This window comes from Vibrio sp. 1641, from assembly GCF_033339995.1.
In the GTDB taxonomy this organism is placed as follows: domain Bacteria; phylum Pseudomonadota; class Gammaproteobacteria; order Enterobacterales; family Vibrionaceae; genus Vibrio; species Vibrio alginolyticus.
In genome coordinates, this window is sequence record NZ_JAWOVP010000009.1 from 121,194 (window position 1) to 141,633 (window position 20,440).

General features: G+C 44.9%; 15 protein-coding genes. 12 read left to right on the top strand and 3 right to left on the bottom strand.

Annotation, left to right across the window (positions count from 1 at the left end; translation table 11 throughout):
- Position 1: 1 nt before the first annotated feature.
- The 11 genes from R7Z47_RS17265 (at position 2) to R7Z47_RS17315 (ending at position 15,078) form a co-directional block, all read left to right on the top strand.
- A complete protein-coding gene (locus R7Z47_RS17265) occupies positions 2-1,246 on the top strand; it encodes an NAD(P)/FAD-dependent oxidoreductase (protein WP_005388294.1) in 1,245 nt (414 codons plus the stop codon).
- A gap of 210 nt (positions 1,247-1,456) precedes the next feature.
- Complete coding sequence (locus tag R7Z47_RS17270; protein WP_238843471.1) at positions 1,457-2,197, top strand: transglycosylase SLT domain-containing protein; 741 nt, start codon at positions 1,457-1,459, stop codon at positions 2,195-2,197.
- 99 nt (positions 2,198-2,296) lie between these two features.
- Entirely contained in the window at positions 2,297-3,505 is a 1,209-nt protein-coding gene (locus R7Z47_RS17275; RefSeq protein WP_005382264.1) for a DEAD/DEAH box helicase, read from the top strand.
- Positions 3,506-3,755: 250 nt separating this feature from the next.
- A complete protein-coding gene (locus tag R7Z47_RS17280; RefSeq protein ID WP_318130315.1) occupies positions 3,756-4,418 on the top strand; it encodes a TrkA family potassium uptake protein in 663 nt (220 codons plus the stop codon).
- On the top strand, positions 4,415-5,782 hold the full coding sequence (locus tag R7Z47_RS17285) for a TrkH family potassium uptake protein (protein WP_262606974.1): 1,368 nt from the start codon (positions 4,415-4,417) through the stop codon (positions 5,780-5,782). The genes R7Z47_RS17280 and R7Z47_RS17285 overlap by 4 nt, the downstream gene beginning before the upstream one ends.
- A 360-nt stretch (positions 5,783-6,142) precedes the next feature.
- Positions 6,143-9,127 carry a M6 family metalloprotease domain-containing protein gene (locus R7Z47_RS17290; RefSeq protein WP_262606975.1) on the top strand — a complete coding sequence of 995 codons (2,985 nt, stop codon included), beginning with the start codon at positions 6,143-6,145 and terminating at the stop codon, positions 9,125-9,127.
- Between the two features lie 171 nt (positions 9,128-9,298).
- Positions 9,299-10,111, top strand: a complete 813-nt coding sequence (locus R7Z47_RS17295; protein ID WP_213871763.1) for a sugar transporter — start codon at positions 9,299-9,301, stop codon at positions 10,109-10,111.
- Between the two features lie 176 nt (positions 10,112-10,287).
- Complete coding sequence (locus R7Z47_RS17300; protein WP_213969449.1) at positions 10,288-11,757, top strand: protein adenylyltransferase SelO; 1,470 nt, start codon at positions 10,288-10,290, stop codon at positions 11,755-11,757.
- Positions 11,758-11,969: 212 nt separating this feature from the next.
- The gene (locus R7Z47_RS17305; RefSeq protein WP_130546585.1) at positions 11,970-12,968 is read left to right on the top strand and encodes a TRAP transporter substrate-binding protein; all 999 of its coding nucleotides are present in this window, start codon (positions 11,970-11,972) and stop codon (positions 12,966-12,968) included.
- Positions 12,969-13,038: 70 nt separating this feature from the next.
- Entirely contained in the window at positions 13,039-13,713 is a 675-nt protein-coding gene (locus R7Z47_RS17310; RefSeq protein WP_005384308.1) for a TRAP transporter small permease, read from the top strand.
- Between the two features lie 3 nt (positions 13,714-13,716).
- The gene (locus tag R7Z47_RS17315) at positions 13,717-15,078 is read left to right on the top strand and encodes a TRAP transporter large permease (RefSeq protein ID WP_005382255.1); all 1,362 of its coding nucleotides are present in this window, start codon (positions 13,717-13,719) and stop codon (positions 15,076-15,078) included.
- Between the two features lie 33 nt (positions 15,079-15,111).
- Here R7Z47_RS17315 and R7Z47_RS17320 read toward each other — a convergent pair whose 3' ends face one another.
- The 3 genes from R7Z47_RS17320 to R7Z47_RS17330 form a co-directional block, all read right to left on the bottom strand.
- Complete coding sequence (locus R7Z47_RS17320) at positions 15,112-15,294, bottom strand: hypothetical protein (RefSeq protein ID WP_021034161.1); 183 nt, start codon at positions 15,292-15,294, stop codon at positions 15,112-15,114.
- A 78-nt stretch (positions 15,295-15,372) separates the two neighbouring features.
- On the bottom strand, positions 15,373-16,710 hold the full coding sequence (locus R7Z47_RS17325) for a sigma-54-dependent transcriptional regulator (protein ID WP_017819922.1): 1,338 nt from the start codon (positions 16,708-16,710) through the stop codon (positions 15,373-15,375).
- Positions 16,711-16,714: 4 nt separating this feature from the next.
- A complete protein-coding gene (locus R7Z47_RS17330) occupies positions 16,715-18,520 on the bottom strand; it encodes an ATP-binding protein (protein ID WP_262606977.1) in 1,806 nt (601 codons plus the stop codon).
- 526 nt (positions 18,521-19,046) lie between these two features.
- On the opposite strand from R7Z47_RS17330, the gene tig reads away from it, so the two are divergent.
- Positions 19,047-20,354, top strand: coding sequence for a trigger factor (gene tig, locus R7Z47_RS17335; protein WP_005382251.1), 1,308 nt, complete (start codon positions 19,047-19,049; stop codon positions 20,352-20,354).
- Positions 20,355-20,440: the final 86 nt, after the last annotated feature.

Below are 20,440 nucleotides of genomic sequence, written 5' to 3' on the forward strand. Positions count from 1 at the left end.
AATGAAAACAGAGCTCAAGCAAGTTGTTGTCGTAGGAGCGGGGCCATCAGGTTCAACCGTTTCTGCGTTATTAAAATCGCGTGGCATAGATGTTGTTGTCTTAGAAAAAGCGACTTTTCCACGTTTTTCCATAGGAGAAAGCCTACTCCCTGCATGTATGGAAGTTGTTGAACAAGCAGGAATGACTCATGCAGTAAAGCAGTTTGGTTTCCAGTATAAAGATGGTGCTGCATTTCGTCGTAATGGCGTATACACCCAGTTCGACTTTACAAACAAATACACACCAGGACCGGGCACGACGTTTCAGGTTCAACGTGCCAACTTTGATAAAGTATTGGCAGATAGCGCTGAAGAGCAAGGCGTAGAGATTCGTTATCAGCATGAGCTGCTCAACCTAGTGTTTGAAGGGAAAAAGTCTCGATTAGAAGTGCTCGACTCAAATAAGAAGGCTTATCAAATCGAAGCAGATTTTGTGCTGGATGCAAGTGGCTTTGGGCGTGTTTTGCCACGCTTGTTGGAGCTAGAAGAACCTTCTTGTCTTCCGCCTAGAAAAGCGATCTTTACCCATATCGAAGATCATATCTCTCCCCAAGAGCCGGAATACGATCGCAACAAAATTTTAATTTCAGTTCATCCTGAAAATCACGACGTATGGTACTGGCTAATCCCATTCTCTAATGGTACTTGTTCGTTTGGTGTGGTGGGTGAGCCAGAATTTTTCGAACAATACCCAGAAGATAAGATTGCAGCGTTGCAGCAGTTAGCCAATGAAGAGCCGGGTTTGGCTTCTTTGTTGCGAAATGCGAATTATCCGAATCCAGCAGGCGAGTTGGGTGGCTATTCTGCTAACGTCAAACGTTTAGCGACAGAGCACTACGCGTTGCTTGGTAATGCAGGTGAGTTTCTTGATCCTGTATTTTCATCGGGTGTCACTATCGCCATGAAATCGGCAGAGTTTGCAGCGGACTGCGTGGTTCGTCAGCTGAATGGTGAAAAGGTTGATTGGCAAGAAGAGTACTCGCAACGCTTAATGGTGGGAGTGAACACATTCCGCACTTATGTGGAAGGCTGGTACAACGGCACGTTGCAAGATGTGATTTTCTATCAAAACCCGAACCCACGTATTAAACAGATGATTAGTGCGATTTTGGCTGGATATGCTTGGGATACGAATAATCCTTACGTAAAACAAAGTGAGCAGCGTTTGTCGACGCTTGCAGAACTGGTTCGGGAAGCTGAACTGTAAGAATATACATTCGCTTATCCGAGAATCAGTAAGCCTAGGTCTTACCAAAAAATTGGTAAGACCTTTTTAATGCCTCTTTACTTTTACTTCTAGCGTGTTGGAGACACATTGACCACTTACATCGGTGTGTATCGAATTTGAGAATTTTTATGGTGACATTGATCACATCTAGAATTCCTGTTGCTGATATTTATATTAAATTTGTAGGAAATGGATTACATTCTGGGAGTGTTCCCTACATCCGGCTTCGTTGTGAAAACGGTTTATAAGCAACTGTATAAGTTAGTAAAGTTCCAAAAACTACATCAAAAAAAAGACAAGTTTCTTACCAAATCAATTCGCTTGGTGAGTTCGAGCCATCGACTACGCCAAACGCTTCCTCTACTTTCTAAAATTGTCGAAGAACATGACGCATCAACGGTCTCTTCGATTGCAGATCCCGAGAACGCGGTCGCGTGGGGAGGCAAAGTTTCTCCAGAGTTCAAATCTAAAGTCATCCGTATTAGTAAAGAGCTAAAGATCAATCCTAATCATCTTATGGCGTGCATGGCATTTGAAACTGCTGAAACTTTCAGTCCAAGCATCAAAAATGGTTCCGGAAGCGGGGCTACAGGGTTAATTCAATTTATGCCCTCTACCGCAGAATCATTAGGAGTGAACACAAAGACTCTTGCGAGAATGAGCGCGCTTGAACAACTTGACTATGTGAAAGCGTACTATTGGCCCTATCGAAATAAAATTAATAGCTTAGAAGATGCTTACATGGCCATTCTCTACCCTGCTGCGATTGGTAAACCGCCGTCTTTCGTTTTGTTCAGACAAGGCTCAATTGCCTATCGACAGAATGCAGGTATCGATCGCCACAACACGGGGAAAATCACGCTTAATGATGTTTCCTACAAAGTGAGGCAAAAATTAGAAAAAGGTTTGCAGCCCAATTTCATGGGCTAAGATTGTGTCATGTTCCTAGTTTTTCGTGCATGAATCCTTCTGTTACTTCACGGGGATTCTGATACACTACGCGCCCATTTCCTCTGTTGAGACCTTTCTATGCCATTTTCTAAGCTTGGTTTAAGCGCATCGATTGCTGATGCAGTAAAAGCGCTAGGTTATGAAAAACCCACTTCTATCCAACAAAAAGCCATTCCAATCGTATTGCGTGGCCGCAATTTAATTGCAGCAGCGCAAACGGGCACAGGTAAAACGGCCAGTTTTGTTCTGCCAATCTTAGAAAAGCTTAGTCGAGGCGAAACGCAACGTAAAAAACGCGCTCGTGCGATTATCCTAACTCCAACACGCGAACTTGCGCTTCAGGTTCATCAAAGTATTGAAGCTTATGGTAAAAACTTACCATTACGCTCAATGGCCATGTTTGGTGGTGTGGATTATGCACCACAAAAACAAGCCTTGATCGAGGGTGTCGATATTGTGGTAAGCACGCCTGGGCGCTTGATTGATCTGTACGGTCAACGCGCGATTCACTTTGATGAAGTGGAAATGCTAGTGCTTGATGAAGCCGACAAAATGTTGGATATGGGATTCATCGATGCGATCGACAAAATCGTCGACTGTATGCCAGAACATGTGCAAAGTTTGCTGTTCTCAGCGACGTTATCTAACCCTGTTCGTGACTTGGCGAAAAATGCGATTATTGATCCTGAAGAGATCACGATTGCAAAGCACAGTGCCTCAAAATCAAATATTAAACAGTGGATCACGACCGTCGATAAAGACATGAAGTCGTCGCTGTTAAGTCACTTGCTTAAAGAAAATGACTGGTCGCAAGTACTGGTATTTATTGAAACTAAACACGGCGCAGCCAAACTGGTAAGCCAACTTGAGAAACGTGGCATTGTGGCAGAAGCATTCCACAGTGGCCGTAATCAGCGTGTTCGCCAGGAATTAATAGAAAAGTTTAAAGCGGGTGAAATCCAGTACTTAGTCGCAACCGGCGTTGCTGCGCGCGGTATTGATATTGATAATCTGCCAGTTGTCATCAACTACGATTTACCTTACCCAGCGGATGAGTATGTACATCGTATTGGTCGTACAGGTCGTGCTGGCGCGAAAGGTGAGGCGATATCACTGGTTTCAAAAGACGACTTTAAGAACCTCTGCATGATTGAAAGTCGTTTAGGGCACTTGCTAGAGCGAGTGGAAATTGAAGGTTTTGCGCCAAGAAAGCCAGTACCAATTTCAATTTTAAATTACGTGCCTAAGAATAAACGTAAACCGCACGATAAGCGCGAATCAAAATAGCCAGTTTATCCCATGATCTAAAAGCCGCATTCTTGCGGCTTTTTGCGTTTTAAGGCATCCAATTATGTAGCCATCGCGACGGTTTCTATTCGGTAATGAGGAAAAAAGTTAATCAGTGTCATACGCTTAACACGTAAAGTGAATCAAGGTGCGTTAAGCTTTTGTCAATTATCTGTCCGCAGGTTTGCACAAGGTAAGGAATGGGCGCAAACTTTTTTGCTTGCTAATGAATGCATAAGATGGGGCACAAATGAAAACAGGTGATAAGCAATTCGCCGTTATTGGTCTTGGCCGATTTGGTTTGGCAGTGTGTAAAGAGTTACAAGATTCAGGCGCTCAAGTTTTAGCCGTTGACATCAACGAAGACAGAGTTAAAGAAGCCGCCAGTTTTGTTAGTCAGGCGGTTGTGGCTAACTGTACTCACGAAGAGACGGTTGCTGAGCTCAAACTTGATGATTACGACATGGTGATGATTGCCATCGGAGCGGATGTCAATGCCAGTATTCTTGCGACATTGATTGTTAAAGAGGCGGGAGTAAAGTCAGTATGGGTTAAAGCCAACGACCGCTTCCAAGCTCGTGTTCTGCAAAAAATTGGCGCAGACCACATTATCATGCCTGAGCGTGACATGGGGATACGTGTCGCGCGTAAAATGCTCGATAAACGGGTTCTTGAGTTCCACCCATTAGGCAGTGGCTTAGCTATGACGGAGTTTGTGATTGGCTCTCGTTGGATGGGTAAGACACTAAGTGATTTGGCTCTGTGCAAAGTCGATGGCGTGCAAGTGCTAGGGTTTAAACGGGGCCCAGAAATTACCAAGGCACCTGACCTTAATACCACACTAGAAATTGGTGACCTAATTATTGTGGTCGGCCCTCAAGATGCGCTCGCAAATAAATTAAAATCGCTATGACGTATTTTCATCAGAAAGGTGTTTTTTACGCACCAGATGGTAAACAAGAGAAAGCGAAAGGCAACGAACCGCGAATTATATTGCTCAGTTTTCTCGGTGTTTTACTGCCTTCTGCGGTATTGCTAACCTTGCCAGTTTTTTCTGTTACGGGCCTGTCGATAACGGATGCTTTGTTTACTGCAACGTCCGCTATTAGTGTGACAGGGCTTGGTGTTGTCGATACTGGGCAACACTTTACGCTTGCGGGTAAAATCTTGCTGATGTTTTTAATGCAAATCGGTGGGTTGGGGCAGATGACGTTGTCGGCAGTCTTACTCTATATGTTCGGCGTGCGTTTGAGTTTGCGTCAACAAGCGCTGGCGAAAGAAGCATTAGGGCAAGATCGGCAAGTCAATCTAAACCGACTAGTAAAGCGGATTGTTGTTTTCGCGCTTGTTGCAGAAACGGTCGGGTTTATTTTTCTCTCTATCCGCTGGGTCCCTGAAATAGGCTGGCAGACTGGTATGTTTTACGCCTTGTTTCATGCAATTTCTGCATTTAACAACGCTGGGTTCGCGCTGTTTTCTGACAGTATGATGAGCTTTGTGAATGATCCGTTGGTTATCTTTACACTGGCGGGGCTATTCATTTTTGGCGGGCTTGGTTTTACTGTTGTGGGTGACATCTGGCTAAACTGGCGCAAAGGTTTCCACTTTTTGCATCTTCACACCAAAATCATGCTGATTGCGACACCGATATTGCTCTTAGTCGGAACGATGATGTTTTGGTTACTTGAGCGAAGCAACCCAAACACAATGGCGTCTTTACCTGCAACAGGGCAATGGTTGGCGGCATTCTTTCAATCTGCGAGTGCGCGAACGTCAGGGTTTAATAGTGTTGACTTGGCGTTGTTTACCCAGCCGGCCTTACTGGTCATGATTGTTCTGATGTTAATTGGAGCGGGTTCCACCTCAACGGGGGGCGGTATTAAAGTTTCCACATTTGCTGTTGCGTTTATGGCTACGTGGACCTTTTTACGCCAAAAGAAACATGTGGTTATGTTTAAGCGAACCATAAATTGGCAAACTGTGACTAAGTCATTGGCAATTATCGTTGTGAGCGGAGCCATCCTGACAAGCGCAATGTTTTTATTGATGCTTACCGAGAAGGCCAGCTTTGATAAAGTTATGTTTGAAACCATTTCCGCATTTGCCACAGTGGGGCTCACCGCCGGTTTGACTGCGGAACTTTCTGAACCTGGTAAATACATTATGATCGTGGTGATGATCATTGGTCGTATTGGGCCGCTCACGCTTGCCTACATGTTGGCACGTCCTGAACCTACCTTGGTCAAATACCCAGAAGACGCCGTGCTTACAGGTTAATATAGCGTTAAACAATGGCCGCGCGACCATTACGAGCATTGATTAATAGCAGTGCTCGTACATTTATAGAATATGTGGAATGTTGCCCAGTTTTACCTACAAATTCGTAGAAGTTCATTTCTTCTTCCTTTCGTTTCGATACTATTCATTCACTCAATTTATATTCTCAGAAGCTACGCTCATAACAGTGTTTTGGAATCCGACGCTTTTGTAGTGTGACACCAAACTACGTCGTGTTATCTGAGCGAATTGATACCAGCCTTCGTCAATAGTCACTCAGTCTTACTCTATGCCCATAGGGTTACTTTGTGTTTGTTGTGCTTGGTATTAATTAACGAATCGAAAAGATGGAGTCGTACTTTGAAATTCAACACACTCGCCATGGCTATGCTAACTGCGCTTCTTGCAGGGAAGAGCATGGCAACTACTCCGCCATCACCGGTTTGGCATACTATTGCGTTGAGCGATGGTAGTTCCAGTGAGGCAATTCTACGTGGAACGGCAGATTTCCACTGGTTTGAAGATAAGCAGGGCAATGCCTTACTTCAGGAAGACGGCGTTTGGTTTTTCGCGCGGATTCAGCGCGAGTCAGACACGCCAATATTGATCTCGACAGGTGTGGTGAAAACGCAGTCGAGTGAGCCACCTGAGTCGGCGAGGTTTCGCCCGGATTTACAAGTTAAACCGCAATTATCTTCTCTAAAAACCATTGAACCGATGGCACGAAAAAACCTACTGCGTTCGGCGCAAGGTTACCAGGCGATGAGCAGTTCAACGGTGAAGCAGCAGCCCCTATTGGTTGTGCAAGTTTCGTTTGATGACCAAGCAATGGTGCATGATTTTGAGCAACGCGTATTTAATACCAATGGTCAAAGCGTTGTGGATTACTTTGATAAAAACTCTCAAGGTAAATTCAAAGTTGTTCCTGCACTTGAGAGTTACGGCACCGCCAATGACGGTGTGATAGATGTGACTGTGGCACAAAGCCACCCTAACTGTCACTCTAGTTCGACTGATAAGACATGCACCGCCAAGTTGAATGCGGTTTTCACCGAGGCTTATCAAAAACTGGATCCATACTTTAATCTTTCGGCCTACGACAGCAATCAAAATGGTACCGTAGAACCGTCAGAACTCTCTGTCATGTTTATTTTTGCGGGGGGCGATCGTTCAACAGGGGTTCTCAACCGTCCTGCTATTTGGCCGCACAAATTCTCTCACGATGATGTCACACTAGATGGTAAAAAGATCACAGACTATTGTGTGTTCGCTGACTATCAAGTTGATCATCAAGCGACCTTGGGCGTGATCGTACACGAGCTTGGCCACTTAATGCTTGGCTTACCGGATTTGTACGCAAGGAACAGTGATGCCTCGATTGGATCTTGGGGCGTGATGGGTGGCGGTTCATGGGCGCAGAAACCGGGAGATTCATACGCTGGTGACACTCCGGTGAACATGAGTGCATGGAGCAAACACGCTGCTGGTTTTGTTGTACCAACGGTAACTCATGAAAGTCCAGCGCCTATTTCTGTGAACAACGACGATGTCAAGCTGGTGTATCTCGACCCGTACTTGAAAGAGTTTGGCCCACGTGTTTACTTGGAAAATCGCACCTTTAGCGGTTACGACCGAGCATTGGCGGCTGAAGGTATCCTGGCGACGTCGGTCAATGTCCAGAACCGCTTTAATGATGTTGGCGCGATGCAGGTTCAAATCATGCAGGCTGATGGTCTGAATGAGTTAGAAAATGATGGTAGGAGTGACGCTGACGATTTATACCCTAATGGTGGCAATGTCATTTCAGATACATCGACCCCGGGTCTGAGAACGATCACAGGGTTTGATACTGGGGTTCGTATTTCCAACATTGCCAGCAACACCAACGGTGGTAGCTTTTCTCTTGAGCATACAAACGAACCAAATAAATCAGCATGGCTGAACTCTCTTCATCAAGGTTATGTGTACGCGAGTGGGAGTAACACTCTGGCGGTGTCACTGGACTTGAATAGTGATACAGAGCTTGATGGCCTTCAACTTTATGCGCAAAGAGATAGCGCTCAAAGTGACATGACTTATCGAGTTTGGCGATTCCCATTTTCTGGAAACATTGGCTATCGATTAATATTGAATCAAAACAACGCTGAGCTTTTACAACAAGGTAACTTCCAAAAGTCATCTCGAATTTTATTCCCCCAATCAAGCCAATTGAGTGCGGGTCAGCACTTATTGGTCGTTGAATTGGAAGGCGGTCAATTTGATGCAAACTTTGACTTCGGCCGCTTGCTAAAAACTGAAAAAGCCTCCCTACCTGTAATGTGGACTGGTGATTACAGTGAGATTGGCACGTTTGGTCTAGAAAAAGCCGGGTTCTCTTATATTCCGTTTGCAGCATTATTAAATGTGGATGCGAGCAACTTGGTTGAAGCGAAATCTGATTCGTTACAAACCAATAAAAATACGCCAATCAAACTGAACCTGATGGACAATGATTTCATGGCGGTAGGGTATCAGTTCAATGTGGACATTGTGCAGAAGCCTGAGCACGGCACCATCTCTGGCAACCAGTACCAACCTGAAGCTAACTTCGTTGGTCTGGACACTTTCCAATATCGTTTGTTGTCGGTTGATGGTGCGTACTCATCTTCAATCGTGAATGTGCTGGTGGAAGTGCTTGGCAGCAACGAAGCGCCAGTGGCCGTGATTGATGTTGATAATAAAGACATGACGGTTGGGCAGCGAGTCACGTTGTCTGCGTTAAATAGTACGGATGCTGATGGTGATGTGTTGAGTTATAAATGGGAGCAGTTGGCTGGCACTTCAGTTTCTCTTGGCAATGCAACCAGTGTTAGCACAAGCTTTACGGTGCCTCAAGGTGCAAAAGCGGGTGAGGTTCTGACATTCCGTTTAACCGTGACTGATCCTAGTAATGAAACGTCCAGTGCTACCGTCGATTTAACCATGAAAAACGCAGCGCCAGTTACGCTCGTAGATACGGCGACCGTTGCCGTTGGTGAAAGTATTCTGATTGATGCAGCGAGCAATGATTCGGATGTGAACGGCGATAAACTGGTTGTAGAAAGTGTACAGAACGTAACGGGTGTGGGAAGTGCGAGTGTAGAGAATGGCAAAATCCGTTTTCAAGCACCGGATAGCCCTACTGACGGCATCAAGCTGCAATATACGGTTTCAGACGGTCATGGTGCCACTGCTACGGGTGAAGTTATCGTGACGGTTGTTGCTTCTTTGAAGGCAACGACATTCAAGAACTCAGAAGGTAGCGGCAGTGTTTCTTATTGGGCTTTGATGTTACTTGCAACATTAGGCTGGCGACGTCGCGTCTAAAACGGTATTGAATTGCGGTATAAGCCACTCACATTGGGTGGCTTTTTTTCATCTGATTTATTTTGGTTTCGTTCTCATTATCTTATGAGATGTGTTTCTCATTATTTTTAAAGCGATTTTTCTACTCTGCGGTTACCCTAGGGGCCGATTTTTATGAACTAAGGATGTTATATGTCTACCGAGGGCTTTTCTGTTTCGGAAATATGCCGAGAAGCGGCAGTGATGGTCAGAAGGAATCTACTCGCAATTGTTATTGCTTGTATTCCGTTGATTATCGTGCACTCAATTTTTGCTTTTATGTATCCTGAAATGACGGGGCAAGATCAAGCGAACGTTCAAGAAGGCAATGTCTCAGGATTTTATTTCGTCACAATTATTTTGTACCCACTTGTTGCCGCTATGGCGGCTGTGCGTGTGCATCGAATTTATTTAGTCGGCGATTACATGCACTCGGCGTTGGATGTATTTCGTTTGTCAGCTCGAGAATTCCGTTTCATAGGCTGGTGGATACTGTTTGGACTGATGATGATGCTCGTTATTGGTATCCCGATCTTTGTGTTGTCGTTTATCTACATTGCAGAAAGTGGTGAAGCCGACTTTGTTGCTATGGCTATTATCACAACGATTGCAAGCATTCCCGGCTATTGGGTAATGGCGCGATGGTCATTTGTGTTGCCAGCGACTGCAATGGATCATCAACCGCGCAGTTTGCGTCGTTCGTGGAACCAGAGCAGAGCATACAACAAACAAGTATTCATTTTGATGGGACTAATTCCATTGGGTGCGGGCTTGCTCAGTCAGCTGATCTTTAGCCACTTTACGAATCTCTTTATGTTGAGCCTCGTCGGTGTGGCCTATGGTATTTTTGGCGCGTACCAGCTGGCATTGTTATCGTTGAGCTATAAAACGGTAGTGGATATCGAACGCGCTCGTTTTGATACGCCATCACAGCCACCAAAAACGGGTGAAGAATTTTCCGCTTAACCCTTTGATCGTTTTTACATGCTACCTCCGTTTAGGAGACGGTCTGCGGCAGGTTGATACCTTCCTGCCGCCTTCACGTTATTCACGCAAAATACCCATGCCCATTTCATGGCTGAATGACAGGGACATTCACACGTATACTCACAACAGTACTTCTTTTTGTTAAGGAACCCTACATGTCCATTTGGCAACGGGTCAATTTCACCCATCGCTTTAGTCAATTACCGTCAGCGTTCTATACGTTGGTCGAGCCACAACCCTTGGACAACACTCGCTGGGTCGCTTGGAATGGTGAGTTTGCACAGCAGTTTGGTTTACCAGCAGAGCAAAACGATGAGTTATTGGCGGTTTTTTCTGGGCTAAGTGAATTCGAACAATTTCGTCCTCTTGCGATGAAATATGCAGGCCATCAGTTTGGCGTTTACAACCCAGATTTGGGCGATGGACGTGGATTACTGTTGGCAGAAATTGAGCATCAGAATGGTACTTGGTTTGATCTTCACCTCAAAGGTGCAGGACTAACGCCTTACTCGCGAATGGGGGATGGGCGAGCGGTATTACGCTCGACTATCCGTGAGTACCTGTGCAGTGAAGCCATGGCGGGCCTTGGGGTTCCCACGACACGTGCTCTCGGTATGATGGTCAGTGATACACCTGTTTATCGAGAAAAAACGGAATCGGGCTCTTTGTTACTTCGAATGGCTGAAACCCATGTTCGATTTGGTCACTTTGAGCATTTCTTTTACACCAACCAGTTAGCAGAGCAGAAGCTGTTGGCGGATAAGGTGATTGAGTGGCACTTTGCTGATTGTGCATCGGCGGAGAAACCATATGCCGCGATGTTTGACGCCATCGTGACTAAAACAGCCGAGATGATCGCATATTGGCAAGCTTTTGGTTTTGCGCATGGTGTGATGAATACCGATAACATGTCAATTCTTGGGCAAACTTTTGATTATGGTCCGTTTGGCTTTCTTGATGATTATGAGCCGGGTTACATTTGTAATCATTCAGACTACCAGGGTCGTTACGCATTTGATCAACAGCCTAGAATTGCGCTTTGGAACCTGTCAGCACTGGCGCATGCGCTATCGCCACTCGTTGAACGAGAAGATTTAGAATCGTCGTTGAGTCAATTTGAAGTTCATTTAAGCCAGCAGTTCAGCCGCCTCATGCGTGAGAAGTTGGGCTTAAAAACCAAGATAGCGGAAGATGGGCGTTTGTTTGAAGCTATGTTTGAGCTTCTTCACCAGAACAAAACGGACTACACTCGCTTCTTCAGAACGCTTTCAAACCTTGATAATGCGCCTTCCCAAGCCGTAATCGATTTATTTCTCGACCGAGAAGCTGCGCGAGCTTGGCTTGATCTGTACTTAGCTCGGTGTGAACTAGAGGTTGATGAACTAGGGGGCCTGATTTCAACCGAACAGCGTTGCAAACAGATGCGTCAAGCCAATCCCAAATACATCTTGCGTAACTACTTGGCTCAGTTGGCGATTGATAAAGCGGAAGAAGGGGACTTTAGCGAATTACACCGATTGGCCGAACTGTTAAAACGCCCATTTGATGAGCAACCCGAGTTTGATGATTATGCGAAATTGCCGCCGGAATGGGGGAAAAAAATGGAGATAAGTTGTTCTTCATAAATGGGTCATTTCCCACCCATTTATATCTTTTTCTTGGGTGGAATTCACTCGTTACACTTCGGATTCATGTTAATGGGCTTTGTTAATTTTTTGAAATACATATAAATTTTAACATGGTCCATTAATTGCTCTTTGTTGAACATCCGTACCCATCGCCTAACACCTAGTTACTCATGGACGGGATGGGATGTGATTCAACAAGGAGAATAATAATGTTTAAGCCTCTAACTCTACTATCTGTCTCTGCACTTGCTGTTACCAGTTTTAATGCTGCCGCAAATTGTGACCCGGGTGAAACGGTCATCAAGTTTAGCCATGTAACGAATGCGGACAAACACCCTAAAGGCATCGCGGCTTCGTTACTTGAAAAGCGCGTCAACGAAGAGATGAACGGTAAAGTCTGTATGCAGGTGTTTCCTAACTCAACACTTTATGATGATGACAAAGTGTTGGAAGCGCTACTGAATGGTGATGTTCAACTCGCTGCTCCTTCTCTTTCTAAGTTTGAGAAATTCACCAAGAAGTACCGCCTTTTCGATCTCCCTTTCTTGTTCGATGATGTCGACGCGGTTGACCGTTTCCAAAACTCGGAAGCGGGTGAAAAGCTGAAAAACTCAATGAAACGTCGTGGCCTACAAGGCATTGCGTTTTGGCATAACGGCATGAAGCAAATGTCAGCCAACAAGCCGCTCATTTCTCCAACTGATGCTGAAGGACTTAAGTTCCGTGTTCAAGCCTCTGATGTACTCGTTGCTCAGTTTGAGCAGCTAGGTGCTAACCCACAAAAAATGTCGTTCAAAGAAGTTTACGGCGGCTTGCAAACTAAGGTTATTGATGGTCAAGAAAATACTTGGTCAAACATTTACGGCAAAAAATTCTTCGAAGTTCAAGATGGCATTACGGAAACGAACCACGGAATTTTGGATTACTTAGTTGTGACGTCAAACGACTTCTGGGAAAACCTACCAGATGATCAGCGCGAGCAGTTAAATACCATTATTCAAGAGGTAACTGCGCAGCGTAATGCTGAGTCAACCAAAGTAAACCTTGCGAATAAGAACAATATCATCGAAGCCGGTGGTGTGGTTCGTACTCTAACGCCAGAACAGCGCCAAGAGTGGGTCACTGCACTTCAACCAGTATGGAAGAAGTTCGAAAAAGACATTGGTTCTGACCTAATCGAAGCCGCTTTGGCGTCTAACCAAAAATAATAACACCTAGCACATTTAGCCCTCTCAAACTAAGGGGGCTCTTTCCCTCTACAGACGACGTGATGTAATTATGGAACAGACTTTTTTTGCCAAGGCTGGACGAATCACCGATGCCATTGAAGAGACTTTGATTGCTTTCTTCTTGGGTGCCATGACCTTGCTGACCTTTGCCAATGTCATCTTTCGTTATGTTTTTAACGACAATATTCTTTGGGCGCTTGAGCTCACCGTTTTCATGTTCGCATGGATGGTGTTGGTTGGCGCATCTTATGGTGTGAAAAAACACTTTCATATTGGTGTCGATGTCATTATTAACATCGTTCCGGAAGGTAAACGAAAAGCCCTGGCGCTTTTTGCAGCAATGTGTTGCTTAGCCTTCTCTATTTTGCTGTTAATTGGCGCTTGGAACTACTGGTATCCGTTCGCTACTGACCGAGCGTGGTATGAAACGGACGATATTCCGATGCCTGAAATACTCCAGTTCATGGCCGACTGGTTAAATGAGGGAGAGCGTTATGAAAAGCTGCCACGTTTTATTCCTTACTTCGCTTTGCCACTTGGAATGGCGCTACTAACGTTTAGATTTGTTCAAGTCACGTGGCAAATCGCTACTGGTAAGCTCGATCGCTTGATTGCAGGACATGAAGCGGAGGAAGAGCTCGAATCTCTTAAAGCTGAGATGAGTGACGCTGAAGACGTAATGGCTCCAAAGGCCTCGCAAGACGCTAAAAACAAGGAGCAATAAGCCATGGATATCTTATTTCTATTTTTGATGGTAATTGGCTTTATGCTGGTTGGCGTGCCAATTGCTATTTCGCTGGGCCTTTCCAGTGTTCTTTTCCTTTTAATGCATTCGGATGCCTCTTTAGCGTCAGTCGCTCAAACGCTGTTTAATGCATTCGCGGGCCACTACACGCTATTGGCTATTCCATTCTTTATATTGGCTTCAAGCTTTATGTCGACGGGTGGCGTAGCAAAGCGGATCATTCGTTTCGCCATTGCCATTGTAGGCTGGTTCCGCGGCGGTTTGGCGATGGCTTCGGTTGTAGCGTGTATGATGTTTGCCGCGTTGTCAGGTTCCTCACCTGCAACGGTTGTTGCCATAGGTAGTATTGTTATCGCAGGTATGATCAAAAACGGTTACTCAAAAGAGTTTGCCTCTGGGGTAATTTGTAACGCAGGTACGCTAGGGATTTTGATCCCACCTTCGATTGTGATGGTGGTGTATGCAGCCGCAACGGATGTGTCAGTTGGACGCATGTTCCTTGGTGGTGTGATTCCCGGTTTGCTGGCGGGTGTCATGTTGATGATTGCGATTTACATTGCCGCGAGAATCAAGAACCTTCCAAAACAACCTTTTGTCGGTTGGAAAGAAACCTTTGATGCTGCCAAGGATGCAAGCTGGGGCTTGTTGTTGGTCGTCATCATTCTTGGTGGTATCTATGGCGGTATCTTTACGCCGACAGAAGCCGCTGCGGTTGCTGCTGTGTACTCATTCTTTATTGCTAACTTTGTATACAAAGACATGGGGCCATTTGCAGACAAGAAAAACACTAAACCTGCGCTCGTTAAAATCTTCCAAACCTTTGTTCATAAAGACACGAAACACACCCTGTATGAAGCGGGCAAACTCACCATCATGCTGCTGTTCATCATTGCTAATGCCTTAATTTTGAAGCATGTTTTAACGGAAGAACGCATCCCGCAAATGATCACCGAGTCGATGCTCTCGGCTGGTCTCGGACCAATCACTTTTTTGATTGTGGTGAACGTCTTGTTGCTGATTGGTGGTCAGTTCATGGAGCCATCAGGCTTGTTGATCATTGTTGCGCCGCTCGTGTTCCCAATTGCCATTGCATTAGGCATAGACCCAATTCATTTGGGCATAATGATGGTGGTGAATATGGAGATAGGAATGATAACGCCGCCCGTGGGTCTTAACTTATTTGTGACCGCTGGTGTTGCCAAAATGTCGATGATGAACGTAGTGAAGGCAGCATTACCCTGGGTTGGAGTGATGTTCTTATTCCTAATTATCGTCACATATGTACCATGGGTTTCGACTTGGTTGCCTACTACCTTGATGGGGCCGGAGATCATTACCAAGTAATGGAAGCCAGAAAGTAGAAAGAGGTGTGAGAATTCACACCTCTTCGTCTATTGACTTGTAACAAGTTTTGCGCGGGTCTGAATTAATTCGACGTTCATAGTGTCGCCACCTCTTTTTATTTTTACGACGCTCTTCACCGAATCTTCTCTCTTCTTGATAGCAACCGTCTACGAGCACGGTATCTGTAACAATCGGTATTCTCACTTTTTCGTTCATATCTGTAACAACCATGATAAACCTGTTGTTAAAAATTATGATTCAAGTTGAATATAATGCCAGCTATTTGAACGTGTTTTATTTGTAAAGGTCTTTATTTATTTGGTAGCGCTGCATCTTGTCGTAAAGGGTTTTTCTTGGCACATTCAATTGGCACATTGTCTGTTTAATACTACCGTTGTTTTCTAATAAAGCGCCTTCAATGGCTGCTCTCTCAAACTCCGCCACTTGCTCTGCAAGGCTTGAGGAAGACTTAGCAACTGGGTTCGATTCTCCCAACTGAATTAACTTACCCAATAGCACAAAACGCTCTGCAGCATTTCTGAGTTCTCGAACATTGCCAGGCCAGTCATGGCTCATCAGTTGCGCTAGATCTTGGGGTGACAAGCTAGGTGAGCTTTTGCCATAACGTGAAGCTGCTACCAACAGAAAGTGGTGAAAGAGGGCGGGAATGTCTTCTTTTCGTTCGCGTAGTGGCGGGAGATCCAGGGTCACGACATTGAGCCGATAATAGAGGTCCTGACGGAAAGTACCTTCTTCAGCTGCGTGTTTTAAATCGACCTTTGTTGCGGCAATCACTCGAATATCTAAAGGCAATAATTCATTTGAACCGACACGCTCAATCACGCGCTCTTGTAATACCCTCAATAAACGAATTTGGGCTTGGATAGGCATCGACTCGATCTCATCCAAGAAAAGTGTGCCGCCTTGTGCAAACTCAAATTTACCGATACGACGGCTTTCGGCGCCAGTGAATGCGCCTTTTTCATGGCCGTAGAGTTCACTCTCAATTAAGTTCTCTGGAACCGCTCCACAATTTACGGCGACAAAGTTTTGGTTCCGGCGAGAGCTTTGCTCATGTAAAGAACGAGCGATTAACTCTTTCCCTGTACCGGTTTCACCAAACAATAAAATATCGGCGTCGGTATCGGCGATTTGGGTGATGGTCTCTCGTAATATTTGGATGCTAGAGGTTTCACCAATAACTCGTGGGCCAAGGGTTTTACTGGCTTTAAGTGACAGGCGCAGTTTTTCATTTTCATTGGTTAGTTTGCGCTTCTCAATCGCCCGCTTAACCGTTTCAACCAAATGCTCTGGCGCAAAAGGTTTCTCAATAAAGTCGTAAGCGCCTTGATGAAGGGCTTGCACTGCCATGGAAATATCACCGTGTCCAGTGATCATGATGACGGGTAAGTTTGCATCGCGTTGAGTCAAAGTTGTCAGCATATCCATACCAGAAATGCCCGGCAAACAGATATCAGTGACCACGACGCCAGCTTCTTCTCCTTGCTGCATCGCTATTAAAGCCGATTCTGCATCCACAAAAAACTTGGCGTCGATATCCGCCAGTTCAAAGGTCTGTTCTATAGCGAGTCTGAGATCGGCCTCATCATCAATAAAAAACACCTGACACATGATCTTATCCTTTTGATGGTTCAGTGTTGTAAGAAGTGATAGGTAAACACAATGAGAATCGAGCGCCGCCTTGTTCTCGATTATGGGCACATAATTTTCCATTCATACTGGCTAAGATTTGTTGCGAGATAGAGAGACCCAAACCTAAACCGTTCAGTTTAGTGGTTAGAAACGGCTCACATAAATCAGAAAGTGAGAAAGAGCCAAGTCCTGGGCCATTATCATCAACATGAATCCAAACTAAATCAGTGTGCTCATCGTGTTCTACAGATAATTCTACCTGTTTGTCTTGTTGTTCTTTGAGTGCTTCTATCGCATTAGTCAGTAAATTGACCAACACTTGCTCCAGTTGAATAATATTGATCTGCACTTCAACATCATGCTCTGGCAAATTTGTTTCTAACGTGACGCGCCCTGATTTAAATGCGGGCTTCATCAGTTCTTTTACAGAGGCTATCACAGGGAACAATCGAGATTGAGCCAACTCGTCACCACTGGTTTTTTTGGCGAAAGAGCGAAGTTGCTGACTGATATTTGCCATACGGTCAGTGAGAGCAGAAATGCGAGTGAGATTATCTTCCACTCGCTCATATTTTTCTTTTTTTAGAAACAGCTTGCCGTTCTCCGCAAAGCTACGAATTGCCGCAAGTGGATTATTCAGTTCGTGGCTGATACTGGCCGACATTTGTCCTAACACCGCGAGTTTCGCTGCTTGCACCAATTCGTCTTGAGTAACGCGTAAAGTTTGCTCGGTATCGATACGCTGTGCGATCTCCGCTTGCAACTCGGCAGTCCGTGCCATGACTTGATATTCCAACTTTTGATTGGCTTCTTGTTGAATTCGTTCAAGTTGCAAGTGACGCTGTTGACGGTGATAGATAAGCTGACCAATTAAAAACAAAACCATGAATGCTAGAGTGAGTACAAAGATGTAACCCATGGTGAACCAAACGATCGACTGTTTAGGAGACAGCACACGAATAGTCAGTTTGAGTTCGGGAAGGGGCAGCGAAGAGACCACCAAGGTTCCTTTATTGTATGGGTAACCCTGTTTAAGCTCAGAATGCACCTCGTCCAAACTACCCACTAATCCAAGCGTTTCAATTGGTGCATCAAGATATTGTTGGCTTGCCCAAACTTGCTTTTTCTCTTTTTTTGTCAGTGGCTGTAAGCTTTTGAGTAGCCATTCACTTCGGCTACTCATAAAAACAATTCCGTATGGGTCGCTCGCGACAAAAACACTGTTTGGTTGCTGCCAGTTGTCCTCTATCTTACTTAGGTCCATCTTCACCACGACGACACCAAGTACACCGCCAGCGTATACGATGGGATAAGAATAGTAGTAGCCACGTTTACCAGATGTTGAGCCCAGTGCGTAGTATTGGCTTCGTTTACCCGCAATGGCTTGTTTGAAATAAGGTCGAAATGCAAAATTTCGACCGATAAAGGAGCGCTCTTTACGCCAGTTGCTGGCCGCGATCGTTGTACCCCATTGATCGATTAAGTACGTATCCGCTGCTTCAATCACGCCATTAACGGATTCTAAATACCGATTAGTGATTTCCAGTTGCGCACTGTTGTTGGGGTGCAGAAGCGCTTGATAAAGAGGATCATCTTTAGCGAGAAGATTTGGGATATGGGCGTACTTATCGAGTTTATTTTTTATATGGCCAGAAAATTGCTCCAGCTGTGATTGGTGTTTATCAAGTAGAGATTGATAACTGGTCTGCCAAACCCAATGGCCACCGATAATTGCGCACAGGAAATAGAAAGCAAAAAATGTCAGCAGAATCCGTTTTTTTTGCGACATCCTTACACTCCTTACAACTTCCTTTGGTCACGTAAGAAAATGTTAATAGTTTGTAGGAAGGATTAGGGATTTAGTTTTCAACTCTGTGGAGTAAAACAAGAGCAAGATCTCTTTTTAGGCTTTTCGATAAAAAAACCGGTCGATTCTCTTGAAAAAGTCGCTATTGTCCCCATTCTAGATATGCTGGCGATGCTTAGACGGTGTCTGAATCGCATTTTTGAAGAAAAAATGGGTCAGCATTCGAGAATTTAGCGCAGACAATGTCCACATAGTGGCTATTGGCTCGACAGGGTTGCGACAGATCGCTAGAATGTCGCGTCTAAAAATTCTGTCCTGAGGCTAATAGGAGATACCTTTGGTTATTTTATCGAAGATATCACTGATTAGTCCGGTACTGACAACCAGTATCGATACTCGATTTTAAATTAGGTGTTCGGACAGAACACTACACAAGGATGAAGCGTAAGCTCCTCTGAGTTTCGCTCATACGCTCGGAAAACCGAGCCACTTTAGAGGTTTATATATAATGCAAGTTACTGTTGAAACGCTAGAGGGCCTAGAGCGCCGTCTAAACATTACTGTTCCAGCTGCAAACATCGAAGACGCTGTAACAGCTGAACTACGCAACATCGCTAAAAACCGTCGTTTCGATGGTTTCCGTAAGGGTAAAGTGCCTCTAAAAATGGTTGCTAAGATGTACGGCAAAGCAGTACGTCAAGACGTTCTTGGTGAAGTAATGCAACGCCACTTCATCGAAGCTATCGTTAAAGAGAAAATCAACCCAGCTGGCGCTCCAACTTTCGCTCCTGTAGAGAACAAAGAAGGTTCAGACCTAGTTTTCACTGCAACTTTTGAAGTTTACCCAGAAGTTGAGCTTAAAGGCCTAGAGAGCATCACTGTTGAAAAACCACTAACAGAAGTTAAAGATGCAGACGTAGAAGAGATGATCGATACTCTACGTAAGCAACAAGCAACTTGGGTTGAAGTTGAAGAAGCAGCAGAAGATGGCAAACGCGTAAGCATCGACTTCGTTGGTTCTATCGACGGTGAAGAGTTCGAAGGCGGTAAAGCTGAGAACTTCCCTCTAGAAATGGGTGCTGGTCGCATGATCCCTGGTTTCGAAGACGGTATCGCAGGTAAAACTGCTGGTATGGAATTCGACATCGACGTGACTTTCCCAGAAGATTACCACGCTGAAAACCTAAAAGGTAAAGCAGCTAAGTTCGCAATCAAAGTGAACAAAGTTGAAGCTCGTGAACTTCCAGAACTAAACGACGAGTTCGTTGCTAAGTTCGGTGTTGTTGAAGGTGGTGTTGAAGCACTTAAAGCTGAAGTTCGTAAGAACATGGAACGCGAACTTAAGCAAGCTGTTAAGAACCGCATCAAAGAGCAAGCGATTGACGGTCTAGTTGAGCAAAACGACATCAACGTACCATCAGCGCTTATCGAGCAAGAAATCCAAGTTCTACGTCAACAAGCTGCACAACGCTTCGGTGGTAACCCAGAAGCTGCTGCTCAGCTTCCACGTGAACTGTTCGAAGAACAAGCTAAACGTCGCGTAGTTGTTGGTCTTCTACTAGGTGAAGTAATCAAATCTGAAGAGCTAAAAGCGGACGACGAGAAAGTTAAAGCTCTAATCGAAGAAATGGCTACTGCATACGAAGATCCATCAGAAGTTATTGCTTACTACGAGCAAAACGAAGAAATGATGAACAACATGCGCAACGTAGCTCTAGAAGAGCAAGCAATCGACGCGATCATCGCTAAAGCACAGGTTTCTGAGAAAGAAGTAGGCTTCAACGAGCTACTTAACCAACAACAACCTGCTGCTTAATAAGCAATATCTTGCGTAGAAGGTTGACTTAACGTTAACTATTCTGCTAACAATGGTCCGTATGATAGTCATCATCCGGGCCATTT